The sequence below is a fragment of the Haloarcula sediminis genome (genome assembly GCF_035656455.1).
Lineage (GTDB): Archaea > Halobacteriota > Halobacteria > Halobacteriales > Haloarculaceae > Haloarcula > Haloarcula sediminis.
Genome location: NZ_JAYMGA010000006.1, coordinates 65581 through 80389 on the forward strand (window position 1 = coordinate 65581; position 14809 = coordinate 80389).

Below are 14809 nucleotides of genomic sequence, written 5' to 3' on the forward strand. Positions count from 1 at the left end.
TACCTGCAACAGGACCCATCAGAGTTTGATTAACGGTTATATGGTCCCACGACATCGGTGGCGTATGCATCGGAAACCACAGGGGGGCTCGTCCGGCGCCGCCCGGCTCTCACGTCGACGCCTGCTGGGAACCATCGGCGCCGCCGGTGTCGCGGGCGTTCTCGCCGGCTGTTCGACCGACGGGCGCGACAACGCCCGGAAGACACAGACCCCGCCGGGAACCCGGGCAGGCACCGGCGGGCCGGGCGGCGATAGCGGCGGACCGACGAACTACTTCGAACAGGGACCGACTGTCGACGCCGAGACCGTCGCGACGGGGCTCGTCTCGCCGAGCGCGCTCGTCACCGCCGACGACCGCCGGTTCGTTCTCGACCAGGTCGGACAGGTCTACGGGCTCGGCGACGACGGACTCCGCTCTGACCCGTTTCTGGACCTCTCCGACCGACTGGTCGCGCTGGGCGAGGGGCTCCCGAACTGGGTCGCCTACGACGAACGCGGGCTGTTGGGGCTGGCCTTCCACCCCGACTTCGAGACGAACCGGAAACTGTACGTCCGCTACAGCGCACCGAGTGACGACCCCGAACTGGACCACCGCGAGCTCCTCTCGGAGTTCACCGCGACCGAAGACCGGGACGGCGTCGACACATCGTCCGAGCGCGTCCTGCTGGACCTGCCCTGGCCGCGGCCGCTCCACCAGGCCGGCACTATCGAGTTCGGTCCCGACGGCTACCTGTACGGGGCCCTCGGCGACGGGCTGAACTCGTTCAGCGGTCAGGATATCGACACGCTCAAGGGCTGTATCGTTCGCATCGACGTGGATTCCCGGACCGGCGACCTGCCCTACGGTATCCCCGAGGACAACCCCCTCGTCGGGGGCGAGGGCCGCGACGAACTCTACGCCTGGGGGCTGCGAAACCCCTGGAAGATGGGCTTCAGCGGCGACCGACTCATCGCCGGTGACGTCGGCCAGGCCACCTGGGAGGAGGTCAACGTCATCGAGGCGGGCGCCAACTACGGCTGGCCGCTCAAGGAGGGGTTTCACTGTCACGACCCCCAGCTCGGCACGAGTACCGGCGGGGAGTGCGTTCGCGAGTCCGAGCGCGGAGAGCCCCTCGTCGACCCGAAACTGGAGTTTCCCCACTTCGACGAGGCGGGCGACGCGGTCGGCTTTGCCGTCATCGGCGGGCACGTCCACACCGGGGATATCGGCCCTCTGCGGGACGACTACCTCTTTGGCGTCTTCACCAGCTCCTTTACCAGCGCGGCCGGGCGCCTCGTCGCGGCGACCCCACAGGAGTCGGGGCGCTGGCCGACCCGCGAGGTTCGCGTCGAGGGCGGGCTGGACATCCAGGTGCTCTCGCTCGGGCAGGCCGACGGGGACAGCTACGTGCTGGGCACCCGCGCGGCGCTCGCCGACGACCCGCTCTCGACGGACGAGGGCGTCGTCTACCGGCTGACGAGCTAACCGCGGATGTCCCGGACGTTCTCGATGACCTTCATGCGCAGCGGCGGCGCCGCCAGCACGCCGGCGCCGTAGACGACCCCCGACAGCGCGACGGCCGCCAGAAGCACTGCCGGCGTCTCGACTGGCAACAGCTGTGTCAGCCCCCACAGCGCGACCCCCATTCCGAGGGCGGCGGCGACGGTCCAGCCGATGTCCCGGACCGGGAACCGCACCGGCGTGAGCTTTCGGAGATAGTAGCCCAGAAGCAGCGTGTTCACGACCACCGAAAGCAGCGTGGCGGCGGCCGCCCCGACCAGCCCGTATCTCGGTACCAGCGCGACGTTCAGGACGATGTTCATCGAAAGCGAGACGACGGTGGCGATGGCGCCGTATTTCGGGCGGTCGAAGGCCTGAATGGCCTTGTCGAAGACGAGGTTCACGGCCTGTGGGAGCTTCTCGACCATCAGGACTAGAAATGCGGCCGCCGCGACGGTGTATTCGAGGCCGAAGATGACCCCCAGTATCTCCCGCCCGATGAGCGCGACCCCGACGACGGAGGGGACGATGAGCAACAGCGAGGTGGTCATTGCGTCCGAGATGAGGTCCCGGACCTTCTCGGTGGCGCCGTCGGCCTGCCAGGCCGACAGCTGCGGGAACAGGGCCTTGGCGAAGACGGTGCTGAACATGATGGCCGTCGTCGTCAGCCGCCAGGCCAGCTCGTAGGCGCCGACGGCGGCCTGCGAGAGGAAAAAGCCGATGACGATGACGTCCATCCAGTTGTAGACGTGCCCGCCCAGCCCCCAGATCCCGTTGAACTTCGCGTAGTCGTACAGCGACCGAAGGTGGTACCGCCCGGGGCGGGCGAGTGGGGTCGAGAGCCGGAGGCTCCCGGCGACCAGTAACACGGTGTAGCTGACCAGCAGCGCCCAGACGAGCGCCCGGACGCCGTAGCCGTACTGGAGCAGTCCCACGGCGACCGTGATGAACGTCAGGCTCCGGAGGAAGTGCAACACGGCGGTCTGGGCGACCCGCAGCTCCCCCTGGAGGACGTGGACGACGAGCATCGACAGCTCGAAGGCGACGACCACGCCGACGAGCTCGACGGCCAGGTCGGTCCCGATGTAGGCCCCAAGGGGCTCCCGAACCGCGAGGACGGCGACCGAGACCACGACGATGAGCAGGAGCTTCAGGACCACGGCCGCGCCGAACATCTGGCCGGGGTCCTCGCCGGCGCTGATGCGCTTCTCGACGGCCCCGCGCAGCCCGAAGTCGACGACGGTCGCCATCGTGTACAGGGTCGCCTCGAACAGGAAGAAGACGCCAAGCAGCGTCGCGCCCAGCTCGCGGGCGAAGTAGACCGTCCCGAAGAAGCCGATGGCCGTGTTGAGCAGTTCGACGACGAACAGGAGCGAACTCGCGCGGGCGAGGTTCATCGTCCGCCCCAGCGGCGACGGGGCGAGCGTCCCGCGTGGCCCACGCCCGCGCATGCTACAGCAGTCCCACCTGCTCGTACCAGGCCACGGTGTCGCCGATGGCGGCCTGCCAGGAGCGCTGGCGGACCGGCGCCCGCTCGGTCAGGTCGTCCCGCACCGTCCCGAAGTCCTCGCGCTCGGTAAAGCCCGCGCCCGGCACCGGCGAGACGCCGACCCGGTACAGCAGGTCCATCGCGGGCTTGACGCCGTATCTGATGACGGGGTAGGGGACGGTCACGACCCGACAGGCCCCCGGCGTGTGGCGTGCAACCGTCGTGAGGAACTGTCGGTTCGTGAGGTTCGGCCCGGTGACGAGGTGGCGACCCGCGTGGCCGTCCAGACAGTGCGTGATTGTCCCGACCACGTCGTCGACGTGGACGACGTTGTACTTCGCGTCCGTGTACAGCGGCGGCACCAGCACGCGGTTGGTCGCGATGGGCCGGACGTGTTCGTAGCGGGTCAGCCGGTAATCCCGCGGGCCGAAGATGTAGGTGGGGTAGATGGCCGACACGTCGAAGGGGTGGTCCCGGCCGAAGAGCAGCTCTTCGGCGGCGACTTTCGACTGCTGGTAGGTTGAGTCGGCGTCGGCCGGCACCTCGGGGTGGGCGCCGATAGTGCTCAGGAACACAACGCTGTCGAGGTCGGCCTCGGTGGCCGCCTCGACCAGCCGCTCGGTGCCGGCGACGTTGGTGTCGGCCATACTGGCGGTGTCGTACACCGCCGCGGCGAGGTGGACGACGCCGTCGGCGCCGCTGAGGGCGGCGGACAGCGACTCGGGGTCCGAGAGGTCGGCCTCGACGGTCTCGATCCCGTCGGGGAGCCGGGCCGTCGAGGAACTCGGGCGGACCATCGCGACGGGGTCGTAGTCCGACTCATCGAGGGCAGCGAGGAGGTTCAGGCCGATAAAGCCCGCCGCGCCGGTGACGAGGACGGTCACGGCTCGGCCCCCCAGTCGACGCTACACTGCCCGTACACCGCGTCGATGACCTCGGCGACGGCGACCCCGCGGCTCGCCGGGGCCGCCGTCTCGCGGTCGCCCGCCGCGGCGTGGTCCGCGAAGTCGTGGAGCCGGGCGGTGTGGGCGTCCTCGTCGGTGGCGCCAAAGAGGTTCGCGACGCCGATGTCCACCAGGGGTAGCTCCCCGTGCTGGTACTCGAAGGGACGGCCGTGGATGTCACCCTGAAGCGTCTCCGAGTCCAGCTCCAGCCACCCCTCGGTGCCGACGACGAGGACGCGGGTGACGCCCTCGGTCTGTGTCCAGGTCGCGGATAGCTCGACCGGGACGCCATCAGACTCGCTGTGCTCGTCTGATGAGCCTCCGTCGTCCGCGGAGACGCCATCGGACTCGCCGCGCTCGTCTGACGACCCCCCGCTCGCGGCGGTGCCGTCAAAGGACAGCGACACCCGCGCCGCGTCCTCGACCGCGCGGTCGCGGAGGTGGCGGACCGACGCGTCGGTCACCGTACAGTCCTCGCCAAACAGCTCGAAGAGCACGTCCAGCGAGTGGGGAAACAGGTCGCGGGCGACGCCCCCGCCCGAGAGCGCGGGGTCGTAGTACCAGCCCACCGACGGCGGGGCCGAGTGGTGGGCGATACTCACCTCGACGATGTCGCCCAGCATGTCGTTTGAGAGCAGTTCGAGGGCGCGCTCGTAGTTGCGGTAGTACCGGTGGAGGTAGCCGACCTGCGTGACGACGCCGGCCTCGTCGGCCGCCGTGGCCATCCGCCGGGCGCTCTCGGCGGTCAGCGCGAGCGGTTTCTCACAGAGGACGTGACAGCCCGCCTCGACGGCCTGCAGGAAGATGGCTTCGTGCGTGCTTGGCGGCGTGCAGATGCTCACCACGTCGAGGTCGTGTGCGGCGAGCATCGATTCGGCGTCCCCGTAACCCGGCAGCGACTGCTCCCGTTCGACGGTCGCCCGTCGGTCGCTGTCGCGCTCCGCGAAGGCGACGACCCGGGTCCGCGGATGCGAGGTGAACGCCGGAACGTGGTAGTCGGTGGCCATCCAGCCGGCGCCGACCACCCCGACGGCGAGTTCAGTCATACCGTCCTGTGTTCAGTCACCGCCATAAACCCACCTGCTGCGGTTGTCTCCGCCAGATATTGCCGGAATGACTACATAACTCGCGGGCCGGGGTGTGGCTGTGACCGAACCAACGACCCCTGTCAATCGCTCGTTACAGGCGGTCTCACGGGGAGTGATACGCCGTCGCCCGGCCGTTTGGCGGCGGTCGGCACGGCTGAGCGACCGCCGAACAAACCTGTTTGCAGTACACGCCCCCCATCTTTAAAAGTCAGGCAGTCTAACTTTCACGTGGAAGACCATGTACAATCACGTTCTATTCCCGACAGATGGCAGCGAGGCCGCGGACGCGGCCCTTGACCACGCCGTCGACCACGCCCGGCAGTACGACGCCGTCTTGCACGTCCTGTTCGTGGCGCAGGACGACTTCGGGCCGTCGGGACTGGTTCACGGGGACCACGACGACATCGAACAGTCCGACATGGTCGGCGAACACGACGCGGGCCAGTCGTCCGGAATGACAAACGAGGAGCCCGAGCGGCTGGGCGCCATCGCCGAACACGGCGAGACCGTCGTCGCGGACGTCGCTGACACGGTCGGTGACGACGTGACCGTCGAGACGGCGGTCCGCAGTGGCAACGCCTACGAGCGCATCCTCGATTACGCCGACGAGGAGGGCGCGGACCTGGTCGTGATGGGGACCCACGGGCGGACCGGCGTGGACCGGTACCTCCTCGGCAGCGTCACCGAGAAGGTGGTCCGGACCGCAGATGTCCCGGTCCTCACGGTTCGTGCAAAAGAGAGCTAGTGGCTTCGACACCACCGTTTTCAACAGGCCGTTCCGGACGGGGAAAGACCGCGCTCCGCACCTGACAGCCGTTGCAGCCCCCGCTGTCGCTCGGGGGCGTCACCCGCCGGGCGAGCGTCGGCCCGGCAGCGAGGGAACACACCGGCGAGTGAGTGACAGAAGCGCCGACTGCGGTGGGACGGACGTATGAACTGCAGTGGCCGAGACAACTGACGGTGGCCCCCTGTTCGCCAGTGGGTCGGCGAGAGTTCGGTAACATGTTCGGGAATTCGGTTTACCCCCTCCAGTAGGCACCTATCGATATGGAGCTACAGCGCAGGACGATTGCGAAGGTCATCGCGGCGGCCTTCATCTTCAACCTCGTCGTCATGGGCGCAGGTGCGTGGTTCGCATATCAGGAGGCCCCACCGATTCCGGACCGGATGGTCGGTCCGGACGGTGAGGCCGTCGCGACGGGCGAAGACATCAGGGACGGGAAGAAAGCCTTCCAGCGCGACGGGCTGATGAACCACGGGTCGATTCTCGGGAACGGCGCGTACTACGGCGAGGACTACACCGCCGACGCGCTCGAACTGAAGACCCAGTTCATGCGGACCTACTACGCCAAAGAGCGGTACGGTGACGGCTACGACAGCCTCCCCTCGGAGGACCAGGCCGCCGTCGACGACGTCGTCAGGTCCGACATGGACAGCGACTACGGGGGCGGGAACATCGAGTACTCCGCGGCGGAGCTGTACGCCCACCAGCAGGTCCGCGAGGAGTACGTCGAGCGGTACCACGAGGGGAGCCACGAGCGGGGCGTCCCCGTGGACATGATCGACAGCGAAGAAGAGGCCCGGCAGTTCGCCGACTTCGCCATGTGGACGGCGTGGTTCTCCCACACTGACCGACCCAACAGCGACCACTCCTACACGAACGAGTGGCCCTACGCGCCCGGCGCCGGCAACGACGCCACGGCTGCGGCGATGACCTGGAGTGTCATCGCGATGGTGTTGCTGGTCGCGGGTGCCGGGTTCGGCATCTGGCTGTACAGTTCGGTCCGACTCCCCGAGCCCTCGACCGAGGGGCTCTCGGTGCCGGAGCCGGGTGACGTGAGCGTCTTCCCCAGCCAGCGGTCCGCGCTGCGGTTCGTGCCGGTCGCGGCCGGGCTGTTCCTGGCACAGGTGTTGTTGGGCGGACTGCTCGCGCACTTCTACATCGAACGGGCCGGCTTCTTCGGCATCGAGGAGATATTCGGCGTTCACATCCTCCAGATACTCCCCTTCGCGATGGCCAAGACGTGGCACATCGACCTGGGTATCCTCTGGATTGCGGCGACGTGGCTCGGGGCGGGCCTGTTCCTCCCGCCGCTGCTGACCGGCCACGAACCGAAACACCAGTCGACGCTCGTCGACGGACTGCTCGGTGCCATCGTCGTGGTCACCGTCGGCGGGCTGGGCGGCATCTGGCTCGGCGCGAACGGCTACTTCGACGGGAACCTGTGGTGGCTGCTGGGCAACGAGGGCCTAGAGTACCTCGAAGTCGGGAAGATATGGCAGGCCGGGCTGCTGGTCGGCTTCGGGCTCTGGGCGGTCCTCGCGATTCGAGGGCTCAAGCCGCTGCTGGACCGCGAGCCGCCCTATGGCCTCGCGCACATGATACTGTACGCCGGCGGCTCCATCGCCCTGCTGTTTACCGCGGGGTTCTTCTTCACGCCGTCGACCAACATCGCGGTGACTGAGTTCTGGCGCTGGTGGGTCGTCCACATGTGGGTCGAAGGCGCCTTCGAGTTCTTCATCGTCGCCATCATCGGGCTGACGCTGGTGTCGATGAACCTGCTGAGCCGCCGCAGCGCGGAGAAGGCGGTGATGTTGCAGGCGCTTTTGGTGATGAGTACCGGCGTCATCGGCGTCTCCCACCACTACTGGTGGGTCGGGATGCCGGACATGTGGGTGCCTATCGGGAGCGTCTTCTCGACGCTCGAGCTCATCCCGCTCGTGTTCATCCTCTATGAGGCGCTGGGCCAGTACCGGGCGATGAACGAGGGCGGGAGCTTCCCCTACCGGCTGCCCTTCATGTTCATTATCGCCAGCGGGGTCTGGAACTTCGTCGGCGCCGGCGTGCTCGGCTTCTTCATCAACCTCCCGCTTATCAACTACTACGAACACGGGACCTACCTCACGGTCGGCCACGCCCACGCGGCGATGTTTGGCGCCTTTGGCTTCCTCGCGCTCGGGATGGTCACCTACATGCTCCAGATAGCCATCGAACCGGGCCGCTGGGACGGCTCGTGGCTCCGCGCGGCCTTCTGGTGTTGGAACGTCGGGCTCGCGCTGATGGTGTTTGTCTCCGTCCTCCCGGTCGGATTCCTCCAGCTCGAAGCGGTGTTCACGGGGAGCTACGCCGCCGGGCGCAGCCTCGCCTTCTACAACCAGCCGCTCGTCCAGACCCTGTTCTGGGCCCGGCTCCCCGGGGACACGCTGCTCATCCTCGGGACGGTCATCTACGCTGCGGACCTCGTGCGCAAGCGGTTCGTCCTCCGCAAGTCCGAGGACGACCCCGCGGTCGACGACATGGCCGTGGCAGAGGGCGTTCTCAACGACGACTGATACTGGTGGCTGTAAGTTCGGAAAGATATTCGCCACCCCGGGGTGGCGAATTACTTCAGTTTGTTACAGCCACCAGTATGAGCGTCGGCTGGCACCGACCTCGGGACCATCCACGGCGGCTCCGCAGGACGTGTCGCGATATTTATCCGGTACCGCTCGGCGAACAGCCGCCGGCTATTCGGACCGGTCGCCGCTTCCGGGCCGAACCACGTACGTTCCCCTGTCATACGTATCCGGCTGTCGGCGAACATATTCGTGCCCTGTCCCGCGAATTAGGAATCCGCCGTCCCCCTATACCGGAGCACTGCAAAGCGTCGAGCGTATCATGACCAACCGTTTCGGTGCCCCTGGCACAGGACTGTCGCGGCGGGAATTTCTCACGGCGACCGGCGCAACCGGCGTTTCGGCGCTGGCGGGCTGTTCGACGGGCGGCTCGGACACACCGGCCACAGCGACGAACTCCCCGGCTCGCTCACAGGCTGACGCGGACGACTTACCCTACACGAGCCCGCCATCGGTCGTCAACGTAGACGAACAGGGCGGGGCGGTAACGATGAAGACCAAGCAGGCCCGCCACGCCGCCCATCCGACCGACACGATGGGCGGTCCCGTCGAGTTCCCGCGGGTCTGGGCGTGGCAGGCCGACGACAACGACCCGAGCGTCCCGGGGCCGGTCCTCCGGACGACCGAGGGCAACGCGATGGAGGTCACACTCGACAACACCAACGGGCGCCGGGCGCACACGATTCACTTCCACGGCGTCCAGAAGACCTGGAAGAACGACGGTGTGCCGACGACGACGGGCATAGAGGTCCCGCCGGGCGAGAAACACACGTACGAAATTCCGGCCAACGTCCCGGGGACGCACCTCTATCACTGTCACTTCCAGACCCAGCGCCACATCGATATGGGGATGTACGGCATCTACCGGGTCGACCCCGAGGGGTACGAACCGGCCGACCGCGAGTACTTCCTGACGATCAAGGACTGGGACTCCCGAATCCCGAAGAAGTGGGCCGGCGAGACGGATTTCAGCTACGACACGACCAGTCGAAACCCCGACGTGTTCACCGTCAACGGCAAGAGCGCCCCGCGGACGCTCCACCCCGAGAAGGGCTCGCCGCTCATCGTCGAGAAAGGCGACACCGTCCGCGTCCACCTCGTCAACGGCGGGTACATGTCCCACCCGATGCACATTCACAACCACCGCTTCCAGCGCGTCGAGAAGGACGGCGGGACGATTCCACAGGCCGCCCGACACGAGATGGACGTCACGAACATCGCCCCCGCTGAACGACACACCATCGAGTTCACGGCCGATGCCGACCCCGGCATCTATCTGATGCACTGCCACAAGGTCAACCACGTGATGAACGGGTCGTTCTACCCCGGCGGGATGCTCACCGGCGTCGTCTATAAGTCCGTCATGGACACGGACATCTTCAACCAGCTCATGGAGTACGCTGGCTACAGCCAGTAGTCACCGTCGGCGCGGCTATCCGCGGCTGTAGGCGGAGACTGTCTCCGTTTTGCTCGTCGTGCTGTCCGGGACACTCAGTCCGGACTCGCCGTTGTGCTGTCGCTATTTTTGTCGCCGTCGGTGGCGTGCCCCGGTGGACTCGAATCCGACCAGCGGCTGCCGGACCGGGACGGCGCCCCAGCGGGAGCGGCGAGGGACCCTTCCAGGGAAATATGGGAACATATTCGGGACTGTACTCACTACTCTAGGCTCGATAGGATGCATATGGAACGACGACAACTCCTGAAAACGAGCGGCGCCGCGTTGACTGCTGGACTCGTCGGGATGGCCGGCTGTAGCGGTGGCTCCGACGACACTGGGGGAGCGGACACTCCACAGTCCACCGATTCACAGTCCGATTCCTCCGGTTCATCGTCCAGTCCCGTCGACGGAACGACCGTACAGATGGTCACGGAGGGCGGGGAGTATTACTTCGACCCGATCGGTCTCGCCGTCGACCCGGGAACCACGGTCACGTTCGAAAACGAGAGCGGCAGTCACTCGTCGCTATCGTACCAGGACGGGGTCGGGCAGGCGTCGACGACCCGTATCCCCGAGGGCGCCGAGTCCTGGGAGAGCCAGATATTCACCGAGTCCGGCGCGACCTTCGAGCACACGTTCGAGACCTCGGGGACGTACGACTACTTCTGTGGCCCCCACAAGTCGCTGGGCATGGTCGGTCGCATCGTCGTCGGGGAGCCGGGCGGCCCTGCCGAGGGGAGTATGCCCCCGGACGGTGACGTACCCGAGAGCCAGACTATCGTCGACTCGGGTAGTGTCGCCTACTCGGACTTCTAGAAGACGAAAGCCGCCGCGACTCGGTCGGTCAGCGAACCAGCGGGGTGACCCAGGTCCGGGCGTCTCCCGGCCGCGGCAGCGGACGTTCTCGGATGGCTCTTCCGGGGAGTCGCTTCCAGCGGTGTCCTCGCCAACCGGCGTCTCGACGATACCGGCGACGGCATCCCGACGGGTTCGGACCCCAATCGCGGTTCCAGTCACGGAGCAACGACGCTCGTGGGACGGGACCGCCGTCGGGAGAACGGCGACCCGTCGGTCTCAGCGGACGTGGACGCGGGTGACGTGGCCGCCACAGCCACACTGCTTGACGTACTCGACGTCGATATCGTCGCCGTAGGCGTCGTCGAGATGCGGGTACAGGTAGCTCTCGGGGTGGCCGTGGTTCGCGTGCGTGACGAGGTTGACGTGGTTCCCCGGCACCGTCCACTCGATGGCTGCCGCCGCTTGCGAGAGCACCAGCTCCTCGTCGTCGGCGTGGTGGGGCTTCTCGAGGTTGGCCGACCACGAGTTGTCGTGGCTGTGGTCGGTCACCGGTTCGACCGAGTCGTGAGAGTGTGCGGTCATACGGGCTAGTTCGACTCGCGTCGGTGTAGCCCGTGTGCCGAACATGTTCACTCCGGGAGCGACGCGAGGTAGTCGAACTGGGCCCGCAACTCGCGCCGGCGCTGGCGGGAGACGACGGTGGCGTCGAGGACGGGGCCGACGAGCCGGGCCCGGACGGCGAACTCCGTGGTGGCCTCGACTTCGACCCCCTCGGTGGTCTCCCGCAGCGTGTACCGGGTGACCATCTCCTCGAAGATGCCGTCGCGTTGCTCGTAGACGAGGACCGCGTCGCTGTCCTCGACGACTTCAAGCTCCAGCTCGATGGTCGCGAGGCCGACGTGGTTGGTGATCCACACGGTATCGCCGTCGACGGCCACGTCGTCGAACTCGGCGGCGCGCATGAACGGCCCGACATCGGTTATCGCGTCCCGGAGGCTGTCGATGTCCGCGTCGAGCGTCTCGGTTACTGTGACGGTTTCCATAGTTGAGCGTAGTCGCCCCACCCGGGCCAATGTTCCGGACAGTGGGACCAGTGTCGGCGAACATGTTCGGGAACACTGACGGTATTGCGGACCGACTACCGGGACGTATGCCAAACGCGAAACTCAGACTCACTGTGCCCGAAGAGGTCTGGCTCGGTGAGATCACTCGGAGCTATCCCGAGACCCGCATCCGCGTGCTCGCGGCCATCCCGGACGGGCTGTCGGGGGTCGGGCTGGTGGAGATAACCGGCCCCACGACGGACGAAGTCGTGGCGTCGATGGGCGCACAGGACGACGTCACCGACATCGAGACGCTCCAGCGGCGGGACGACGAGGCGCTGGTGCAGTTCGAGACCTCCGACCCCCTCTTGCTCCTGCCGGCTCGCGGGTCGAACGTCCCCCTCGAAATGCCGTTCGACATCAGGGACGGCGAGGTGACCTGGTCGGTGACGGCCCCGACCGAACAGCTCTCGGAGCTGGGCGGGCAACTGGACGAGTTCGGCATCTCCTTCTCGGTGGAGTACATCCGCCAGGAACCGGACCAGGAGCGGCTGCTGACCGACCGGCAACAGGAGGTCATCGAGGCGGCGGTCGAGGCCGGCTACTACGACACGCCCCGCCAGTGTTCGCTGACCGACCTCGCAGCGCAAATCGACATCGCCAAGTCCACCTGTTCGAACACCCTCCACCGGGCGGAGGAGGCCATCATCAAGGAGTACGTAAAGCGGGAGATCATCGGGGACATATCGCCCGTCTGATTCGAATATGTTCGGGGCAATCGCTACTCGGTGACACCGCTAATACGACGGATATGACGGCAGATACCGTACTGGACGTCCGGGAGGTCGAGGGCGAACCGTTCGGGGATATCGTCGCTGCCCTGGACGAACTCGACGAGGGCGCGACCCTGGAACTGGTCAACAGTTTCGAGCCGGAGCCGCTGTACGACGTGTTGACGACCCGCGGATTCGAGTACGAGAGCGAGCGCGTCACCGCGGACGAGTGGCGCGTCCGGATACGCCACGCCGATTAAAACGGGGGACTGCCGGATTCGGCCGTCTCACCGGCCGGAACGTCCTCGCCGTCCCGCAGCGCCGCTTCCTGCTGTTTGAGCTTCCCGTTTATCGCCGTGGCCTCCTGGTGTATGGGCGCGACGCGGACCCGGACGAGGTCGTACTCGTGGCGGTGGCTCTCGCCGTTGAACGCCCGCATCGCGCCGGCGGTGAGCGTGTCGCTCTGCGGGCAGAACTCGGTCGTGGGAGTAAACTCCGCGCGGAGGACCGCGTCGTCGTCGGCCTCCCGAGCGTATCGGAACCCGGCGTCGGGGTGTCGGCGGTCGACGTTAAGCCGGGCCAGGTTGTAGCCGAAGGTCATGTCGTACACGCCCCGTTTTTCGAACAGCGAGCGCGCGAGCCGGTGGGTGGCGAGGTGGTCTGCCCCGGTCAGCACGTCGTGGTCGGCGATGAAGGCGCCCGGCTCGGGGACGGACTCGGGCACGAACTCGTCGTACGCGTCGAACGTGTCGTCGCCGTCGGTCGCGAACGGGTTCGGGACGTTCATAGACGCCAGTATGGTCGCGATGAGTCTATCCGTATCCCCGAACGTGTTCGGCACAACAGGGAGCCGTTCGGCCGACGAGGGGTTCCTATGGTCGCGACAGCGTTCGACAGTGACCGCGAGTACGAGTCGGACCGGTTTCACGCACACGTCCTCCACGAATCGGACGCACAGAAAGTCGTGCTTGGATACTTCAGACCGGGGCAGTTCATCCCGGTCCACGCGCCGGACAGCGACGTGGCTATCACCGTCCACGAGGGGACCGGCATCGTCCGCGAGGGCGACCGAACACACGAGGTAGAACCGGGCTCGGTCGTCGTGGTGCCGGCCGGCAAAGCCCGCGGGGTCCGCGCCGAGACGGAACTCGAAGCCACACTCGTCACCGCCCCACCGCCGGGCGAGGCGGCCCACGAACCCGTCCGCCGGGGCCTCGCCGAAGGGACGTTCGAGCCGGAGTGAGTGCGACCCGAACGTGTTCGCGCGCAGCTACTCGGTCGATGGCGGCGTACCGTCGGTGTATGCCAGCAGAGACACTCGACCTGCGCGACGTACCGCCGTCGGAGCGACACCCCAAGATTCACTCGGCGTTCGAGGCCCTGGCGAGCGGTGAACGGCTCGAAATCGTCAACGACCACGACCCGAAACCGCTGTTCTACGAGTTCCAGGCCGAGGTCGAGGCCTTCGACGCCGAGAACTACAGCTGTGAGCGCCAGGGCGTAAACGAGTTCGTGGCGACGCTCCCGAAACAGTGACCGTGGAACGGGCCACGGTCGACGCCGACGAGACGGGCCGACAGTCCCTCTTCGAGGGCGAGCCCCGGACGGTGCTGCTCTCACTGGCGGCCGACGAGCGCGTTCCCGCCCACTCCCACCCCGAGCGGGCGGTCGTCTTTCAGGTCCTCTCGGGGGAGATCGAACTGACGCTCGACGATGAGACCGAGACGCTGCAGGCCGGGGAGCTAGTCCGCTTCGACGGCGACTGCGACATCTCGCCGTACGCCCGGACGGCCTCGCGGGCGCTCGTGACGCTCGCGAAGCGCTAGTCCGGACACAGCAGCATCTCGGGCTCGCTCTCGCCGGCGTCGGGGCCCTTGGTGGCCGCCTCGTCCGGGTCGAACATATCGAGGAGTTCGTCGGTGAGGCCGTCGGCCAACCGCTCGACGGTCGCCCGCTGTTCGGCCGTGAGCCCCCCGTCGTTTCGCAAGCGGTTGAGTGCGCGTTCGACCTGCTCGTCCCGAACCGCGTCGGCGTCCGCGGGCCGCTCCAGCCCGTTCCTGTCTGTCATTTCTCGGTCCAGATGACCGTCGTCGTCACGCCCGTCTGCGTGACCGTCTCGTAGCTGTACCCGCGGTCGTCGAGTTTCGGGTAGAGGTGCTGGGGGGCGCGGTCGTTGTACTGTACCAAAACCGTCCCGTCGTCTAGCTCCGCCAGTCGTTCGAGCGTCTCCCGGAGCGGCTTGGGCGGGCCTAACTGGCGCACGTCGAGCGTCTCGACCGGCGCGTCGCTCGGCGCGTTAGTCCGGTACAGCAGTGAACCGTCTGGCTCTCCCATGGGCGGCGGTACGACACACAGGGGGG

At 67.0% G+C, this 14809-nt stretch carries 18 protein-coding genes; 10 read left to right on the forward strand and 8 right to left on the reverse strand.

What is annotated here, in order from left to right:
• Positions 1–64: 64 nt before the first annotated feature.
• Positions 65–1465: a PQQ-dependent sugar dehydrogenase gene (locus VJ162_RS11205; RefSeq protein WP_324664340.1), complete on the forward strand. Its 1401-nt coding sequence runs from the start codon at positions 65–67 to the stop codon at positions 1463–1465.
• Here the strand turns inward: VJ162_RS11205 and VJ162_RS11210 are convergent.
• From VJ162_RS11210 to VJ162_RS11220, 3 genes are read right to left on the reverse strand one after another with little or no spacing between them, the layout of a single operon-like run.
• Complete coding sequence (locus VJ162_RS11210; protein ID WP_324664343.1) at positions 1462–2931, reverse strand: flippase; 1470 nt, start codon at positions 2929–2931, stop codon at positions 1462–1464. The two genes, VJ162_RS11205 and VJ162_RS11210, sit on opposite strands and share 4 nt — an antisense overlap.
• 1 nt (position 2932) lies before the next feature.
• Positions 2933–3853 carry an NAD-dependent epimerase/dehydratase family protein gene (locus tag VJ162_RS11215; protein ID WP_324664346.1) on the reverse strand — a complete coding sequence of 307 codons (921 nt, stop codon included), beginning with the start codon at positions 3851–3853 and terminating at the stop codon, positions 2933–2935.
• Positions 3850–4959, reverse strand: a complete 1110-nt coding sequence (locus VJ162_RS11220) for a Gfo/Idh/MocA family protein (protein ID WP_324664348.1) — start codon at positions 4957–4959, stop codon at positions 3850–3852. Before VJ162_RS11220 ends, VJ162_RS11215 begins: the two co-directional genes overlap by 4 nt.
• 280 nt (positions 4960–5239) lie before the next feature.
• On the opposite strand from VJ162_RS11220, the gene VJ162_RS11225 reads away from it, so the two are divergent.
• From VJ162_RS11225 to VJ162_RS11240, 4 genes are all read left to right on the forward strand, one after another.
• Positions 5240–5746: a universal stress protein gene (locus VJ162_RS11225; RefSeq protein ID WP_324664350.1), complete on the forward strand. Its 507-nt coding sequence runs from the start codon at positions 5240–5242 to the stop codon at positions 5744–5746.
• A gap of 302 nt (positions 5747–6048) precedes the next feature.
• Positions 6049–8334 carry a nitric-oxide reductase large subunit gene (locus VJ162_RS11230; protein WP_324664352.1) on the forward strand — a complete coding sequence of 762 codons (2286 nt, stop codon included), beginning with the start codon at positions 6049–6051 and terminating at the stop codon, positions 8332–8334.
• A gap of 325 nt (positions 8335–8659) precedes the next feature.
• Positions 8660–9814 carry a multicopper oxidase domain-containing protein gene (locus VJ162_RS11235; RefSeq protein WP_324664354.1) on the forward strand — a complete coding sequence of 385 codons (1155 nt, stop codon included), beginning with the start codon at positions 8660–8662 and terminating at the stop codon, positions 9812–9814.
• Positions 9815–10078: 264 nt separating this feature from the next.
• Positions 10079–10651 (forward strand): plastocyanin/azurin family copper-binding protein, encoded by a 573-nt coding sequence (locus tag VJ162_RS11240; protein ID WP_324664355.1) that lies wholly within the window; start codon positions 10079–10081, stop codon positions 10649–10651.
• A 258-nt stretch (positions 10652–10909) separates the two neighbouring features.
• Here the strand turns inward: VJ162_RS11240 and VJ162_RS11245 are convergent, their stop codons facing one another.
• The gene (locus VJ162_RS11245; RefSeq protein WP_324664356.1) at positions 10910–11215 is read right to left on the reverse strand and encodes a CGCGG family putative rSAM-modified RiPP protein; all 306 of its coding nucleotides are present in this window, start codon (positions 11213–11215) and stop codon (positions 10910–10912) included.
• Between the two features lie 47 nt (positions 11216–11262).
• On the reverse strand, positions 11263–11676 hold the full coding sequence (locus tag VJ162_RS11250) for an SRPBCC family protein (RefSeq protein WP_324664357.1): 414 nt from the start codon (positions 11674–11676) through the stop codon (positions 11263–11265).
• Between the two features lie 107 nt (positions 11677–11783).
• On the opposite strand from VJ162_RS11250, the gene VJ162_RS11255 reads away from it, so the two are divergent.
• Both VJ162_RS11255 and VJ162_RS11260 read left to right on the forward strand, forming a co-directional pair.
• Positions 11784–12434 carry a helix-turn-helix domain-containing protein gene (locus VJ162_RS11255; protein ID WP_324664359.1) on the forward strand — a complete coding sequence of 217 codons (651 nt, stop codon included), beginning with the start codon at positions 11784–11786 and terminating at the stop codon, positions 12432–12434.
• Between the two features lie 53 nt (positions 12435–12487).
• Positions 12488–12709: a DUF2249 domain-containing protein gene (locus tag VJ162_RS11260; protein ID WP_324664361.1), complete on the forward strand. Its 222-nt coding sequence runs from the start codon at positions 12488–12490 to the stop codon at positions 12707–12709.
• Here VJ162_RS11260 and VJ162_RS11265 read toward each other — a convergent pair.
• Positions 12706–13236 carry a hypothetical protein gene (locus VJ162_RS11265; protein ID WP_324664362.1) on the reverse strand — a complete coding sequence of 177 codons (531 nt, stop codon included), beginning with the start codon at positions 13234–13236 and terminating at the stop codon, positions 12706–12708. The genes VJ162_RS11260 and VJ162_RS11265 overlap by 4 nt on opposite strands.
• Before the next feature lie 87 nt (positions 13237–13323).
• Between VJ162_RS11265 and VJ162_RS11270 the strand changes: the two genes are divergently transcribed.
• The 3 genes from VJ162_RS11270 to VJ162_RS11280 are packed head-to-tail and all read left to right on the forward strand — an operon-like array spanning position 13324 to position 14275.
• A complete protein-coding gene (locus tag VJ162_RS11270; RefSeq protein WP_324664363.1) occupies positions 13324–13692 on the forward strand; it encodes a cupin domain-containing protein in 369 nt (122 codons plus the stop codon).
• A 59-nt stretch (positions 13693–13751) separates the two neighbouring features.
• A complete protein-coding gene (locus VJ162_RS11275; protein WP_324664364.1) occupies positions 13752–13985 on the forward strand; it encodes a DUF2249 domain-containing protein in 234 nt (77 codons plus the stop codon).
• Between the two features lie 2 nt (positions 13986–13987).
• A complete protein-coding gene (locus VJ162_RS11280) occupies positions 13988–14275 on the forward strand; it encodes a cupin domain-containing protein (protein WP_324664365.1) in 288 nt (95 codons plus the stop codon).
• Here the strand turns inward: VJ162_RS11280 and VJ162_RS11285 are convergent.
• Both VJ162_RS11285 and VJ162_RS11290 read right to left on the reverse strand, forming a co-directional pair.
• Complete coding sequence (locus VJ162_RS11285; RefSeq protein ID WP_324664366.1) at positions 14272–14517, reverse strand: hypothetical protein; 246 nt, start codon at positions 14515–14517, stop codon at positions 14272–14274. The two genes, VJ162_RS11280 and VJ162_RS11285, sit on opposite strands and share 4 nt — an antisense overlap.
• On the reverse strand, positions 14514–14783 hold the full coding sequence (locus VJ162_RS11290) for a DUF2249 domain-containing protein (protein ID WP_324664367.1): 270 nt from the start codon (positions 14781–14783) through the stop codon (positions 14514–14516). Before VJ162_RS11290 ends, VJ162_RS11285 begins: the two co-directional genes overlap by 4 nt.
• Between the last annotated feature and the right edge of the window lie 26 nt (positions 14784–14809).

What these genes read in the sequence shown, in the direction of transcription:
- VJ162_RS11285 (WP_324664366.1), bottom strand. Translation starts at nt 14,517, where the DNA reads ATGACAGACAGGAACGGGCTGGAGCGGCCCGCGGACGCCGACGCGGTT.
- VJ162_RS11240 (WP_324664355.1), top strand. Translation starts at nt 10,079, where the DNA reads ATGGAACGACGACAACTCCTGAAAACGAGCGGCGCCGCGTTGACTGCT.
- VJ162_RS11290 (WP_324664367.1), bottom strand. Translation starts at nt 14,783, where the DNA reads ATGGGAGAGCCAGACGGTTCACTGCTGTACCGGACTAACGCGCCGAGC.
- VJ162_RS11205 (WP_324664340.1), top strand. Translation starts at nt 65, where the DNA reads ATGCATCGGAAACCACAGGGGGGCTCGTCCGGCGCCGCCCGGCTCTCA.
- VJ162_RS11245 (WP_324664356.1), bottom strand. Translation starts at nt 11,215, where the DNA reads ATGACCGCACACTCTCACGACTCGGTCGAACCGGTGACCGACCACAGC.
- VJ162_RS11235 (WP_324664354.1), top strand. Translation starts at nt 8,660, where the DNA reads ATGACCAACCGTTTCGGTGCCCCTGGCACAGGACTGTCGCGGCGGGAA.
- VJ162_RS11230 (WP_324664352.1), top strand. Translation starts at nt 6,049, where the DNA reads ATGGAGCTACAGCGCAGGACGATTGCGAAGGTCATCGCGGCGGCCTTC.
- VJ162_RS11210 (WP_324664343.1), bottom strand. Translation starts at nt 2,931, where the DNA reads ATGCGCGGGCGTGGGCCACGCGGGACGCTCGCCCCGTCGCCGCTGGGG.
- VJ162_RS11255 (WP_324664359.1), top strand. Translation starts at nt 11,784, where the DNA reads ATGCCAAACGCGAAACTCAGACTCACTGTGCCCGAAGAGGTCTGGCTC.
- VJ162_RS11225 (WP_324664350.1), top strand. Translation starts at nt 5,240, where the DNA reads ATGTACAATCACGTTCTATTCCCGACAGATGGCAGCGAGGCCGCGGAC.
- VJ162_RS11260 (WP_324664361.1), top strand. Translation starts at nt 12,488, where the DNA reads ATGACGGCAGATACCGTACTGGACGTCCGGGAGGTCGAGGGCGAACCG.
- VJ162_RS11270 (WP_324664363.1), top strand. Translation starts at nt 13,324, where the DNA reads ATGGTCGCGACAGCGTTCGACAGTGACCGCGAGTACGAGTCGGACCGG.
- VJ162_RS11220 (WP_324664348.1), bottom strand. Translation starts at nt 4,959, where the DNA reads ATGACTGAACTCGCCGTCGGGGTGGTCGGCGCCGGCTGGATGGCCACC.
- VJ162_RS11275 (WP_324664364.1), top strand. Translation starts at nt 13,752, where the DNA reads ATGCCAGCAGAGACACTCGACCTGCGCGACGTACCGCCGTCGGAGCGA.
- VJ162_RS11265 (WP_324664362.1), bottom strand. Translation starts at nt 13,236, where the DNA reads ATGAACGTCCCGAACCCGTTCGCGACCGACGGCGACGACACGTTCGAC.
- VJ162_RS11250 (WP_324664357.1), bottom strand. Translation starts at nt 11,676, where the DNA reads ATGGAAACCGTCACAGTAACCGAGACGCTCGACGCGGACATCGACAGC.